Source organism: Candidatus Deferrimicrobiaceae bacterium, assembly GCA_035256765.1.
GTDB lineage: Bacteria > Desulfobacterota > Deferrimicrobia > Deferrimicrobiales > Deferrimicrobiaceae > CSP1-8.
The window spans coordinates 1-13,903 of record DATEXR010000032.1; the positions used below are offsets into that span (position 1 = coordinate 1).

General features: G+C 68.4%; 10 protein-coding genes. All 10 read left to right on the plus strand.

Annotation, left to right across the window (positions count from 1 at the left end):
• Positions 1-737, plus strand: a 737-nt coding sequence (locus VJ307_01185; protein ID HJX72740.1) for a tetratricopeptide repeat protein, incomplete at its 5' end; no start/stop codon positions are given.
• 37 nt (positions 738-774) lie between these two features.
• Positions 775-1,791, plus strand: a complete 1,017-nt coding sequence (locus tag VJ307_01190) for an NAD(P)H-dependent glycerol-3-phosphate dehydrogenase (GenBank protein HJX72741.1) — start codon at positions 775-777, stop codon at positions 1,789-1,791.
• 3 nt (positions 1,792-1,794) lie between these two features.
• Positions 1,795-2,721: a quinolinate synthase NadA gene (nadA, locus tag VJ307_01195; protein HJX72742.1), complete on the plus strand. Its 927-nt coding sequence runs from the start codon at positions 1,795-1,797 to the stop codon at positions 2,719-2,721.
• A 13-nt stretch (positions 2,722-2,734) separates the two neighbouring features.
• Positions 2,735-6,217, plus strand: coding sequence for a transcription-repair coupling factor (mfd, locus tag VJ307_01200; protein ID HJX72743.1), 3,483 nt, complete (start codon positions 2,735-2,737; stop codon positions 6,215-6,217).
• A gap of 50 nt (positions 6,218-6,267) precedes the next feature.
• Positions 6,268-7,179, plus strand: coding sequence for a peptidyl-prolyl cis-trans isomerase (locus tag VJ307_01205; GenBank protein HJX72744.1), 912 nt, complete (start codon positions 6,268-6,270; stop codon positions 7,177-7,179).
• An 8-nt stretch (positions 7,180-7,187) separates the two neighbouring features.
• On the plus strand, positions 7,188-8,159 hold the full coding sequence (locus VJ307_01210; protein HJX72745.1) for a peptidyl-prolyl cis-trans isomerase: 972 nt from the start codon (positions 7,188-7,190) through the stop codon (positions 8,157-8,159).
• Positions 8,156-9,133: a peptidyl-prolyl cis-trans isomerase gene (locus VJ307_01215; protein ID HJX72746.1), complete on the plus strand. Its 978-nt coding sequence runs from the start codon at positions 8,156-8,158 to the stop codon at positions 9,131-9,133. The genes VJ307_01210 and VJ307_01215 overlap by 4 nt, the downstream gene beginning before the upstream one ends.
• 72 nt (positions 9,134-9,205) lie before the next feature.
• Positions 9,206-9,739 (plus strand): DinB family protein, encoded by a 534-nt coding sequence (locus VJ307_01220; protein ID HJX72747.1) that lies wholly within the window; start codon positions 9,206-9,208, stop codon positions 9,737-9,739.
• Between the two features lie 497 nt (positions 9,740-10,236).
• A complete protein-coding gene (gene pdxA / locus VJ307_01225) occupies positions 10,237-11,232 on the plus strand; it encodes a 4-hydroxythreonine-4-phosphate dehydrogenase PdxA (GenBank protein ID HJX72748.1) in 996 nt (331 codons plus the stop codon).
• A gap of 5 nt (positions 11,233-11,237) precedes the next feature.
• On the plus strand, positions 11,238-13,903 hold a 2,666-nt coding region (gene uvrA, locus VJ307_01230; GenBank protein HJX72749.1), incomplete at its 3' end, for an excinuclease ABC subunit UvrA.

Consider the following 13,903-nt stretch of genomic DNA (forward strand, 5'->3'; position numbering starts at 1 on the left):
TGCCGGCCTGCTCGGACCCCGCGCGGGACCGGTTCGAGCGGGCGGAGAAGGCGTTCCTCGAACAGAAGATGGAGGCCGCCCTGACCGGCTACCGGTCGATCCCGATCGATTTTCCCCAGTCCCGGTACGCGCCCACCGCGCTCCTGCGGCAAGGGGACCTCTTCGGGTCGTACTACCGGAATTTCGAGGCCGCCGTGGAGGCGTACAGCTCGCTCGTGTTCAACTACCCCGGCTCCTCGGAGGCCCCGAGCGCGGTGATGCGGCGCGCGGAGATCCGCCGGCTGCAGTTCTTCGACTACGCCTCCGCGGTGGAGGACCTCGAGCTTGTCCGGAGACAGTATCCCGGCTTCCCGGGGATGGACGGCGTGATGCTCCTCCTCGCAAAGGCCTACGGGGGGCGGCCCGACCCGGCGAGGCAGGCCAGCGTTCTGTCCGAGCTGATCGAGAAGTTCCCGGACTCCCCGCGCGCGAGGGAGGGGAGGTGGATGAACGCCTACGCCCTCCTCGCGCAGGCGAAGTACGCGGAGGCGGACCGGGAGTTCCGGAAGATCCTCTCTCTGGTTTCGGACCGGAGGGAAGCCGCGCGGGCGCGGTGGGGGATGGCGCAGGCGATGGAAGGGGAGGGGAACCTCGAGGGAGCGCTCGCGGTGTACGAGGCGATGCGGGAGGACTGGGAGGACCCCGACTACGTGGCGGAGAAAGTGGAGCGGCTCAGAAAGCGGCTGAGCGCGAAATGACGGTTCCCCCGCGGGCGAAGCGGGAGAGGCAAGGCGGATGACAGCGGAAGGCGGAGAGCGGATCGCGGTGATCGGAGGCGGGTCGTGGGGAACCGCGTTCGCCGCGATGCTTGCGGAACGGCACGGGGAGGTCTCCCTCTGGGTGCGCGAGCCGGAAGTCTGCGCCGCGATCCGTGAGGGGAGGGAGAACCGGGCATTCCTCCCCGGGGTGAAGGTGCCGGAGGGCGTCCACCCGACGACGGACCTGGGGGAGGCGCTTGCCGGGCGGACGATCGTCGCCCTGGCGGTTCCCTCCCCGCACCTGCGGGATGTCGCCGGAAGATGCGGTCCGCACCTTGTCCGTGGGGCGACGGTCGCCTCCCTGGCGAAGGGGTTGGAGAACGGGACGCTTCTCCGGATGACGGAGGTCCTGGGGCAGGTCCTGCCCGCATCCCGGGCGCGCCTTGCCGTCCTGTCCGGTCCCACGTTCGCACGGGAAGTCGCCGGCGGGAGGCCCTCCGGGGCGACCGTGGCGTCGGAGGACCCGGCGGTGGCGTCGGCCCTCCAGGCCGCCTTTTCGGGGAAGCGGTTCCGCGTCTACGCCGGCACGGATGTCGTCGGCATCGAGATCGGCGGGGCGCTGAAAAACGTGATGGCGATCGCCGCGGGGATGGCCGACGGGCTCGGTTTCGGCCACAACGCGCGGGCCCTCCTGATCACCCGCGGCCTGGCCGAGATCTCCCGCGTGGGGATCCGGCTCGGCGCGGACCCGCAGACGTTCTACGGCCTCTCCGGTCTGGGCGACCTCGTTCTCACCTGCACGGGGGACCTCTCGCGGAACCGGACCGTGGGGATGCGGGTCGGCAGGGGGGAGAGGATCGACGACATCCTCGGGGGGATGAGCATGGTCGCGGAAGGGGTGATGACCGCGAAGGCCGCAGTCGCCCTTTCCCGGCGCACGGAGGTTGCGATGCCGATATCGGAGCAGGTGCATCTCATCCTGCATGAGGGGAAGGACGTCCGGGGCGCGGTCACCGAGCTCCTCTCGAGGGCCCTTCGCCCGGAGAAGGATTAGCGCGTGAGAGGACAGGCCACCCTGAAAAAGGAAATCCGGGATCTCCTTCGCGAGCGCAACGCCGTGATGCTGGCGCACAACTACCAGCGGGACGAGATCCAGGAGATCGCCGACATCACGGGGGACTCCCTGGGCTTGAGCCAGGAGGCGTCGCGGTGCGAGGCGGACGTGATCGTCTTCTGCGGCGTGCACTTCATGGCGGAGAGCGCCGCCATCCTCTCGCCGGACAAGACGGTGCTTCTGCCCCGGAGGGAAGCCGGCTGCCCGATGGCCGACATGATCACGGCCGACGACCTGCGCGCCTACCGGGCCGCCCATCCCGAGGCGGTGGTGATCACGTACGTCAATTCGTCCGCGGAGGTCAAGGCCCTCTCCGACATCTGCTGCACCTCCGGGAACGCGGTCAACGTGGTCCGCTCCATCCCCGAAGACCGGGAGATCTACATGGTGCCGGACCGCAACCTCGCCCATTACGTGGCGAAGATCTCCGGCAGGCGGCTCACCTGGTGGGACGGCTACTGCCCCACGCACGAGCGGCTCACCATCGAGGCGACCGTCCGGGCGAGGAAGGCCCACCCCGGCGCCGTGCTTGTGGTGCACCCGGAGTGCCCGCCGGAGGTGGTGGAGATGGCCGACGCGGTGCTGTCCACCTCGGGGATGTCCACCTACTGCCGCCGGTCCGGGGAGAAGGAGTTCCTCGTCGGCACGGAGATGGGGATCCTGTACCGGCTCCGGAAGGAGAACCCCGGCAAGACGTTTTTCCTCGCCTCCCGCGCGCTCATCTGCCCGAACATGAAGCTTACGACGCTCGAGGACGTCCGCGACTCCCTCGCCAGCCTCTCCCCCGTCGTGACGGTCCCCCCGGACATCCGGCGGAAGGCGCTCTCCGCCCTGGAGGCGATGCTCCGCGTTCCGCGCGACGTCTCCTGAGGGATTCGGAAAGATGTTCCGTTCCCACCCGACCCTGTCGTTCGAGCACATCGTTCGCGCCTTCGCGAAGGAACCGGGATCCCCCTGCGTCCAGGGGATGGACGTCCCCCCCGGGGCGCGCTCGTTCCTGATCGCGACGCTCTCCCGAAGGCTGGGGCGGCCGATTCTGGTCCTTTCCCCGTCGGACGCCGACGCGGAGGAGATGTTCCGGGAGCTTTCCGCCTATTGCGGGCCGATGGGGGCGGCTTTCTTCCCTTCCGTGGAGGTCGCCCCGTACGAAAAGCTTTCCCCCTATCCGCCGGCCGTCCACGACCGGATGCGGGCCCTCCACCGCCTGTCCCGCGCCCGGGAGGATGCGGGTCGCGGGTTGCCCCCCGTGGTCGTTTGCCCGGTTACGGCCGCGCACGAGAAGACGCTTCCGCCGGACGTGTTCGCCGCGGCCGTCTTCCGGCTCGCCGTCGGGGAGGAGATCGACCGGGACGATCTCTCCCGGCGCCTCGCCGAGCTGGGCTATGCGAGGCTGCCCGCCACGTCCGACCCGGGGGACTTTTCCCTTCGCGGGGGGATCGTGGACGTGTACAGCCCCGCGCACCCCCGTCCTGCCCGTATTTCGCTGGACGGCGACCGGATCGAGTCGATCCGCTGGTTCGACCCGGAGACCCAGCGGACCGGCGAAGACGGGGAGGAAGTAACCGTCCTTCCCTGCACCCAGGTGATCACCCGCGGGGAGTTCCTGCGCGCGGCGGCGGCCGCCGCTCCCGGGGCCGCCTCCGAGTTTCTCCGGCAGGGGATCCGGTACCACGGGGTCGATGCGTTTCTCCCGCGGCTTTACGGGCGCGCGGCTTCCGTGTTCGACTACCTCGACGAAAGAGCCGTGGTCGTCGTGGAAGATTCCCCCGCGTGTCTGGCCGCGACGAGGAACGCCTTCGCCGAGGCGGAGGAGAACTTTTTCCTCGCGGGAGAGGAAGAGGGCCTTCCCGGTCCCGGCGAGCTGTTCGTGCCGCCGGAAGAACAGGCCCGGACTCTTGCGCGGTTCCCCCTCCTTTGCTTCGACTCCCTCGAGGTCGCTCCCTTCGGCCGGGAGGTTTCCTTCCGGGGCGGGATGGACGCGGAAGGGAACGAGGACATCCGCCGCCGCACCGTATCCTCCGCGTCCGAAGGGCTGCTCCTCCCGCTGGTGACCGAGGCGAAGGAATGGTGGAAGAGGGGAGCCCGCTTCGCCATCACGTCGCTCTCCCCCTCGCAGGCCGACCGCATGGAGGAGCTTCTGTCGCCGTACCCCCTTCCCTTTGCCCGCGCGGAGTCGTTCCGGGATTTCGTGCTGGGCGGCAAGGGGGTGGCCCTCTGCCGGTCCGACGTGGCGAGGGGGTTCCGCCTTCCGGAGCTGGGAGTGGCGGTGGTGACCGAGGCGGAAGTGTTCGGGGAGAAGACCCGCGCCCGGAAGCGACGCAGGGAGACCCCCGCCCCCCTAGCCGAATTCTCGCTGCGGGAGCTGCGGGTGAACGACCTCGCGGTCCACGTCGACCACGGGATCGGGGTATACCGCGGGCTCCTCCGGCGCGTCGCGGCGGGAGTCGAGGGCGATTTTCTCGTGCTGGAGTATGCCGCCGGGGACCGGCTCTTCGTCCCCGTCGAGAAGATGTCGCGGGTGCAACGGTACGTCGCCTCCGAGGAGGCCCGCCCTACGCTAGCGCGCCTCGGCGGGACCGCATGGCAGCGGGCCAAGCGGAAAGTCCGGGACTCCCTTCTCTCGATGGCGCAGGAGCTGGTGGACCTGTACGCGAGGAGGCAGGTCGCCCTGCGGCCCCCGATCACCCTGCCCGACGCCGCCTACCGGGAGTTCGAGGCGGGATTCACCCACGAGGAGACGCCCGACCAGCAGCGGGTGATCGAGGAGGTGCTGGCGGACCTGACGGCGGAGAAGCCGATGGACCGCCTCGTCTGCGGGGACGTCGGGTACGGGAAGACGGAGGTGGCGGTCCGGGCGGCGTTCAAGGCGGTGCAAGACGGATGGCAGGCGGCGGTCCTCGTCCCCACGACCGTGCTCGCGGAGCAGCACTCCCGGACCTTCCGGGAACGGCTGGCCGGGTATCCGGTCCGCGTGGAGAGCCTCTCGCGGTTCCAGACCCGGAAGGAGCAGGCGAAGGTGGGGAAGGATCTGGCCGACGGGAAGGTGGACATCGTGATCGGCACCCACCGGCTGCTGCAGAAGGACATCTCCTTCCGGAACCTGGGGCTTGTCGTCATCGACGAGGAGCAGCGGTTCGGCGTCGCCCACAAGGAGAAGCTCAAAGCGATGCGCGCCACGGTGGACGTTCTGACCCTCACGGCGACCCCCATCCCCCGGACGCTCCACATGGCGCTGTCCGGCATCCGCGACATCAGCGTGATCGCGACCCCCCCCGAGGACCGGCTCTCGATCCGGACGTTCGTCCTCCCGTTTTCCGAGGAGGTCATCCGCGAGGCGGTGGACCGGGAGATCCGCCGCGGGGGCCAGGTGTTCTTCGTCCACAACCGGGTGGAGACCCTGCCGCCCATAGAGCGCTCCCTCCGGGAGATCCTCCCCCACGTCCGGATCGCGGTGGCCCACGGGCAGATGGACGAGGAGCAGCTGGCGCGCGCCATGGACGACTTCGCCGGAAGGCGCGTCGACCTCCTCCTGTGCACCGCCATCATCGAGGCGGGGCTGGACATCGCCAACGCGAACACGATCCTCGTCAACCAGGCGCACCGGTTCGGGCTCGCCCAGCTCTACCAGCTCCGGGGGCGGGTAGGGCGCGACCGCCACCGCGCCTACGCCTACTTTCTCCTGCCCCGGGACGTGACGATGACGAAGGAGGCGACACAGCGTCTCGGGGTGATCGCCGAGCTCACGGAGCTCGGCTCGGGGTTCCGGATCGCCTCGCACGACCTGGAGATCCGCGGCGGCGGAAACCTCCTCGGGAAGGACCAGTCCGGGCACATCCACCAGGTCGGGTACGAGCTGTACACGCAGCTGTTGTCCGAGGCGGTGGCGGAGATCTCCGGGCGGGAGGCGCGCGAGGACGAAGTGCCCGAACTCGACCTCCGGATCCCGGCGTTCCTGCCGGACGACTACATCCCGGAAGCGGGGACGAGGCTGGACTTCTACCGGAAGCTGGCCGCCTCGCGGACGGTCCCGGAGACCGACGACCTGGAACTGGAGCTTCTGGACCGCTTCGGACGCCTCCCCGCCCCCGCGGAAGCGCTGTGCGAGCTGACGCGCCTGCGGGCACGGATGCGGGAGGCGGGCGTGAGGGAGATGAAGCGGGGGAACGGAGCGCTCTTTCTCGCGCTCTCCGAGCGGTCCGCGATCGACCGATCCTTCCTCGTGCGGCTGGTGACGAAGGAAAAGGGGGCGTTCTCCTTCGCGCGCGGGGAGATGCTGTCGATGCGGCTGCCCGGCGAATCCCCCCCGGAGGTGCTCGCGGCGGCCAAAAACCTGTTGTACCGGTTATCCCCGGGCGGTAGCATATAATCTTTCACGGAGAAAAACCCGTTCGATCTTGCCGGAAGGAGAGTCGGCGGATGCGCAAGCTCATGGGGGTTCTCGTTCTCGTGACCGTGACGGCCCCGTCCTTTTTCGCCTGCGGGAGCGCGGGGAAGAAGGAGCCGGACGTCGTTCTGGCGGTGGTGGAAGGCGACCGGATCACCGAGTCGATGTTCCGGAAGGAGGCGGAGAACCTCCCGCCGTACATCCGCCCGATCGTGGAGACGCAGTCCGGGAGGATGCAGTTTCTGGACAGCCTGATCACCCGCGATCTTCTCATGCGGGAGGCGCTTCGCCGCGGCGTCGACCGGCGGGTCGACGTGCGCGGCCGGCTCGAGCAGGCCCGGAGGTCGATCCTTCTGGAAGCGCTTCTCCGGGAGGTCGCGGAGAACGCGCCGGCCCTCTCCGATGAGGAGCTCCGGAAATATTACGAGGAGAACAAGGCGAACCTCGAAACGGGGGAGCGGGTCCGGGTGCGCCACATCCTGTTCAAGGAGGAAAAAAAGGCGGAGGAAATCGCCCAAAGAGCGGAAAACGGAGAGCCGTTCGAACAGTTGATGCGTGCCGCCGAAGCGGTTGGCGGGACGACGGCGGATCTGGGGCTGATCGAACGGGGATCCTTCGACAAGGATTTCGAGAACGCCGCGTTCGGGGCCCCGAAGAATTCGATCGCGGGGCCGGTCAAGACGTTGTACGGATATCACGTGATCCAGGTGCTCGAGAAGCGGCCTGCCGGCCTGCCGCCGTTTGAGGAAGTCAAAGGGAAGATCGCCGCCGAACTGCGCGAGGGGGCGCAGCGGGAGGCCTTCGAAAAACTCGTGAACGGGCTCAAGAAACAGGCAAAGATACGCTTGACGGTACCCCTTCCGGCGGAAGGGCCGGCCCCCGTTCCCCCGGCGGGGAACGATGTCCCGTCGGGCGGGGCAACCCCGCCCAAGGGGGGACGCTGACCCCAGAGATGCCCGACCGGGTTCGCGCGATCCGCCGGCTGGCAGCCGCCTGGGTGGTGGCGGCCTGCTTCGTTTCCTGCGCGAAAAGCCCGGCTCCCCCCGCCGACTCCGATGTCGTCGTCGCGACGGTCAACGGCGCCCCGATCAACCTGAAGGAGTTCAAGATCGAGATCGCGAGGATCCGCGGGGTGGCCCCTTCCGCGGCGTCCCCGAGCGGGACCCGGTCGGAGGTCTCCCGCGCACTGCGGCAACTGGTCGAGCGCGCCGTGGTCCTGCAGGAAGGGGAGCGGACCGGGGTCACGGTGAGCGGGGCCGAGGTCGAGGAGGAGGTTCGGCGGTACCGGGCCGACTTTCCCCCCGGAGGGCTGGAAAAGGCGCTTCTCCAGGAAGGGATCGATGCGGAGGAATGGCGGGAGGGTCTTCGGCGGTCCATCCTGTACCGGAAGTCCGTCGAGGCGATCGCGGGGCCGCTCGCCGGGGTGACGGAGGAAGAGGTGCAGAGGGTGTACCGGGAGACGTTCGGAATGGCGACGCGGCCGGAGCGGATCCAGGTCAGGCAGCTCCTCTTCGATTCGCCGGAGAAGGCCGCGCAGGCGCGGGAGATGATGGTGCAGGGGGCCTCCCCGGACGATGTGGGGAAGCGGTTTTCCACGGGGGAGACCGCGCCGCTGGATGTCGATCTGGGGCTTCTCACCCGCCAGGAGCTGCCGGAGGAGGTCGCCGCGGAACTCTTCGGCCTGCCGGCGGGCGGCGTGAGCCGCGTGATCCGGCGGGACAAGACGGTAAGCCTCTTCTTCATCGTCCGGAAGTCGCCCCCCGGGGCGTTTTCCTACGCGGAGAAGGCGCCGGAGGTCCGCAAGGAGCTCCTTTCCGGACACCGGGAAGAAGCGTTCCGGAAATGGCTCGAGGCGGAGGTCGGCAAGGCGGACGTCCGGGTCGAGGAGAAGATCCTCGCAGGGTTTTCGGAGGGACGGAAGTGAGCGCCCGCCGGATCCTTCGGGCAACCGCCTTCTCGCTGTTTCTCGCCGCGCTCGCGTCGACGGCCTCCGCCCGGCTCGTCGATGGTGTTGTCGCGGTGGTGAACGACGAGCCGATCACCTTCTCGGAGTTCCGGGAGTCCGTCGCGGAAGGCATGGGGATCCCGGAGGGGGACGCGGACATCTACCTCCGGGAGGAGAGGGACCGGGAGCGAGTCCTCCGGGGCCTCGAGTCGCTGATCGAGTCGGTGCTGGTCCACCAGGAACTCAAAAAAATCGGCAATGCCGTAACCGAAAAGGATGTCGACGGCGCCGTGGCGTCGGTCATGAAGACGAACAACATGTCGGAGGCCGACTTCCGGGCGACGCTCGCCCGGGAAGGAATAACCCCTTCGGGGTACCGGAGGCGGATCCGGTGGCAGATCGAGCGCGGTTCGATCGTGCGGTCGAAGAAGTTCAAGGAGGTCACCGTCACGGAAGAGGAGACGAAGGCGTATTTCACGGAGAATGCGGAGAGGTTTTTAGTCGGCGCCGAGGTGCGGCTCGAGGCGCTTTTCCTCCCGTTTCCTGCCGGGGAGGCGGCAACGGAAGAGAAGGTCCGCATCCGGATCGCCGCGCAGCAGGCGTCCGATTACGTCCGGTCCGGGATGACGTTCGCGGAGGCGTCCCGCTTGCTGTCCTCCTCGGTCCCCGGGGTCTCGGTGGTTTCCTCCGACTTCGTGAAGACGGAGGACCTCCTCCCGGAAATCGCCAAAGAGATCCACCGGCTCCGGACGGGGGGGACATCCCTCCCGATCTTCACCGACGAGGGGGCCCATCTGATCCGTGTTCTCGAGCGGCGCGGGGGGGTCCTCCCCGAATTTTCCGCGGTGAAGGCTTCGCTGACGGAGGAACGGTTGGACCAGCGCAGCGAGAGGGCGTACACCGACATCCTGGTCGAGCTCAAGAAAGCCGCCACGATCGAAATCCACCTCTGAAAGGCGATCCCGCCGGGGGGGCCGGATTGCCCCCCGGATTCCGGGGAGAAAACGTCGGGGAGGGAAAAAAGGGTGCTTCCGGGAAAACTACAGGAACTCTGGGACGGGATGGAGGAGAACCGGAGGGTGACCCTCGCGATGGTCTCCGGCCTCTCCGATTCGGAATTCGTCCGCCGGAACGAGGGGGAGTGGTCGATCGCCGAGATCCTCGAGCACCTGGTCCTCGCCGAGACGGGGACCAGCAAGCTCATCCGGAAGATGCTGAAAGAGAACGCGGGGAAGCTCCCCCCCTATCCGGCCGACGACTCGAGGCTAGGCGTGCGCGAGACCGGCCGGCCGGCCGAACGGATGACGGAGGCGCCCGAAGTGGCGCATCCGAAGGGGTCCCACGGGAAGGAGGAGATCCTTCGGCTCGCCGGGCAGGCCCGGGAGGCGACGCGGACCTCCCTGGAGATGCTTTCCGGCGTGGACCCCGGCAGCGTGGAGTTTCCCCATCCTTTCTTCGGGGGCATGAATCTCTACGAGTGGCCCCGCCGGATCATCGTGGAGCACGAGAGGCAGCACCACTCGCAGATCGAAAGGATCCTGCGGAGCCTGGGGAAGTAGGGGAAGCACCTTGAATCATACCAAGAACAGGGAGGTTACGAAGAACTGTTCGGCGCCGCGACGATGCACCCCGTCGCGGGGGCGGCCGGTTGCGGCTTTGCCGCTCGGGGTCCCAAGCTCGCATCCCGCTCCCCGGTTCCGTCAAGCAATCGGGGCCGCCTGCTCGCGGGGGGCTTCCCCTCCGCTACGCTCGCGACCTGCGCCCGCTCGCTGCCGGTTCCGCTCGACGCAATCGATGCCTCGCTCCACAGGCCACCGGCATCCAGGGGACCATTCCCTCAGATCCCGGCATTCGAGGGCCGCTGCATCCGCCCCGGCGTCGTTGCCGTCCCTCACCGTACCGCTGCGGATACGCCTCGGTCGGGCGCCTTGCCGGATGCGGCGCATCGACCCTCTCGGTGCTCGGCCTCTTCGGCAACGGCCCCCTGGACGCCGGGAACCCCCCGCATCGCCCGGCGTCCCGGATTGGTACACCGAACGTTCCCTTCGATCGTTCTATGAAGCGTAGGGCTGAACGGCCGAGAATCGCCGTCACGATGGGGGACCCGGCAGGGGTCGGCCCGGAGATCGTGGTGCTTGCGCACCGGTTCCCGGAGGTCGTTTCCGCCTGTCGCCCCGTGGTGTACGGGGATGCCGGAATCCTCGGGCGGGCGGCGGCCGTTCTGGGGGAAACGATCGAGGTGGCCGAAGGCGGCGAAGCCGGCCCGGGCCGGATCGTCGTGCGGCCGCTCTCCGCCTTGAACCTTGGCGAGGTGCCGTTCGGCCGGATTTCGGAAGCCGGGTCCCGAGCGATGGCGGACTACATCCGGGAGGCGGCCCGGGACGCCCTGGCCGGACGCGTCGACGCCATGGTCACCTGTCCGATCACGAAGGAGGGGTTGCGCGCGGCGGGCGTCCCCTTTCCGGGGCACACCGAGTTCCTGGCCGACCTGTGCGGCGGCGCGGACGTGGTGATGATGCTCGCCGGGGAGCGCCTCCGCGTCGCGCTGGTCACCATCCATGTGTCATTGCGGAAGGCCCTGGAACTTCTTTCCCTCCCGGTCATCGTACGTACCATCCGGATCACGCACGACTTCTTCCGGAAATACATGGGAACGGACGCTCCCCGGATCGCGGTGGCGGGGGTCAACCCCCACGCGGGCGAGGGGGGCCTGTTCGGAGACGAGGAGAAGACGATGGTGGCGCCGGCCGTTGCCGCCTGCCGAACGGAGGGGATCGACGCGTCGGGCCCCTACCCCCCCGACACCCTCTTTTACCGGGCCTACCGGGGGGAGTTCGATGTCGTGGTGGCGATGACGCACGACCACGGCCTCATCCCCTTGAAACTCGTCCACTTCGAGGACGGGGTCAACGTGACGATGGGGCTTCCCGTCATCCGCACCTCGGTCGATCACGGCACCGCGTACGACATCGCCGGGAAGGGGACCGCCAGCCCGAACAGTCTTCTCGCCGCGATCCGCATGGCCGCGGGCATGGCCGCGGCCCGAAGGTAGCCCTCATGGCGCTCGACCGGATCCTCGTGCGCGGCGCGCGCGAGCACAACCTGAAAAACATCGACGTGGAGATCCCCCGGGACCGGCTCGTCGTGATCACCGGGGTCTCGGGGTCGGGGAAGTCGTCGCTCGCCTTCGACACGATCTACGCGGAGGGGCAGCGCCGGTACGTCGAATCCCTCTCCGCCTACGCGCGCCAGTTCCTCGAGCAGATGGAGAAGCCCGACGTCGACTCGATCGAGGGGCTCTCCCCCGCCATCTCCATCGAGCAGAAGTCGGTCAGCAAGAACCCTCGATCGACGGTGGGCACCGTCACCGAGATCTACGACTACCTGCGCCTCCTGTACGCCTCCGTCGGGGTCGTCCACTGTCCCTCCTGCGGGCGGGAGATCCGCCCGCAGACCGTCTCCCAGATCGTCGACGCGGTGATGGGGTTGGGCGAGGGGGAGAAGGCGCAGATCCTGGCTCCGATCGTCCGGGGACGGAAGGGGGAGTACCGGAAGGAGCTCGCCAAGCTTGCCCGGGACGGATTCTCCCGCGTCATCGTCGACGGCGAAGCGAAAACCCTGGACGAGGAGATCGTCCTCGACAAGAAGAGGAAGCACGACATCGAGGTGGTGGTCGACCGGATCCGCGTTTCGGAGGGCTCGCGCGGGAGGCTGTCCGACTCCGTGGCGCTCTCCCTGTCCCTGGCCGACGGGCTGGTGCGCATCGTCGACGGGAAGGGGGGCGGCGTCATCTACAGCGAGAAGTTCGCCTGCCCCGACTGCAACGTGAGCTACCCCGAGGTGACCCCCCGCCTCTTCTCCTTCAACAGCCCCCACGGGGCCTGCCCGGAGTGCGACGGTCTGGGGACGACGATCTACTTCGACCCCGACCTGATCGTCCCCGACAGGACGAAAAGCATCCGGGAGGGGGGAATCGCCCCCTGGAGCAAGCGGACGACGGTCTTCTACTACCAGATGCTCGAGGCGCTGTCGGCCCACTACGGGTTCTCCCTGACGGAACCGTTCGGGAAGCTCCCGGCCCGGGCCCGGGAGGTCCTGCTCAACGGGTCGGGGGGGGAGACGATCCGCTTCTTCCTGGAGGACGGAACGCGCCGATTCTCCTTCGCCAAGCCGTTCGAGGGGGTGATCGCGAACCTGGAGCGGCGGTACCGGGAGACGGACTCGGAAGGGGTGCGGGAGGAGCTCGCCCGGTACATGAACAACCGGCCGTGCCGGGCGTGCGGGGGGGCGAGGCTCAAGAAAGAGGCGCTGTGCGTCACGGTGGGGGGCAAAGGGGTGGACGCGGTCACCCGCCTCTCCATCGGAGATTCCCTCGCGTTCTTCGAAGGCCTGTCCCTCCCGGAGCGGGAGGAGCAGATCGCGGCACGGATCGTAAAGGAGATCCGGTCGCGCCTTGCCTTCCTCGCGAACGTGGGGCTTGACTACCTCTCCCTCGACCGCGCCTCCTCCTCCCTGTCGGGCGGGGAGGGACAAAGGATCCGGCTGGCCACCCAGATCGGCTCGCAGCTGATGGGAGTCCTCTACATCCTCGACGAGCCGTCCATCGGCCTGCACCAGCGGGACAACCGGCGGCTGCTCGACACCCTGAAGCAGCTGCGCGACATGGGGAACACGGTCCTCGTGGTCGAGCACGACGAGGAGACGATCCGCCAGGCCGATTTCGTGATCGACATGGGCCCCGGCGCGGGGGAGCACGGCGGATACGTCGTCACGGCGGGAACGCCCGGGGAGATCCTTACGAGCGAGGCCTCCCTGACCGCGCTCTACCTGTCGGGGAAGCGGGAGATCCCCGTCCCCGCGACCCGGCGGCGCCCGAACGGGAATTTCCTGACGCTTCACGGGTGCACGGCGAACAACCTGAAGAACATCGACGTCACCTTCCCCTTAGGGGTCATCACCTGCGTCACCGGCGTCTCGGGCTCGGGGAAGTCGACGCTGGTGCTGGACACCCTCCACCGGGCGCTCGCCCAGAAGATCTACGGCTCCCGGGAGAGGCCCGGATCGTACGGAACGCTTACGGGCCTTGCCCTCGTCGACAAGGTGATCCACATCGACCAGTCGCCGATCGGCCGGACCCCCCGGTCGAACCCGGCGACCTACTCGGGCGCCTTCACCCCGATCCGCGACCTCTTCGCGATGCTCCCGGAGAGCAAGGCGCGGGGGTACCGGCCCGGCCGGTACTCGTTCAACGTCAAGGGCGGCCGGTGCGAGGCGTGCGAGGGGGACGGGATCATCAAGATCGAGATGCACTTCATGCCGGACGTCTACGTGACGTGCGAGGTCTGCCGGGGGAAGCGGTACAACCGCGAGACCCTCGAGATCGCCTACAAGGGGAAGACGATCGCGGACGTGCTCGACATGACGGTCGACCAGGCCCTTTCCTTCTTCGAGAGCATCCCGGCGATCCGGCAGAAGCTTGCCACCCTCTCCCGGGTGGGGCTGGGGTACATCCGGCTCGGCCAGCCCGCCACGACGCTGTCGGGGGGAGAGGCGCAACGGGTGAAGCTGGCGAAGGAGCTTTCCAAGCGGGCGACGGGGAGGACCGTCTACCTCCTCGACGAGCCGACGACCGGACTCCACTTCGACGACATCCGGAAGCTGCTCTCGGTTCTCCAGATGTTCGCGGAGTCGGGGAACACGGTGATCATCATCGAGCACAACCT

Bases quoted from the DNA above. Each gene is read 5' to 3' on its own strand.
- mfd (HJX72743.1), top strand. From the start codon at position 2,735: ATGTTCCGTTCCCACCCGACCCTGTCGTTCGAGCACATCGTTCGCGCC.
- VJ307_01210 (HJX72745.1), top strand. From the start codon at position 7,188: ATGCCCGACCGGGTTCGCGCGATCCGCCGGCTGGCAGCCGCCTGGGTG.
- VJ307_01205 (HJX72744.1), top strand. From the start codon at position 6,268: ATGCGCAAGCTCATGGGGGTTCTCGTTCTCGTGACCGTGACGGCCCCG.
- VJ307_01190 (HJX72741.1), top strand. From the start codon at position 775: ATGACAGCGGAAGGCGGAGAGCGGATCGCGGTGATCGGAGGCGGGTCG.
- pdxA (HJX72748.1), top strand. From the start codon at position 10,237: ATGAAGCGTAGGGCTGAACGGCCGAGAATCGCCGTCACGATGGGGGAC.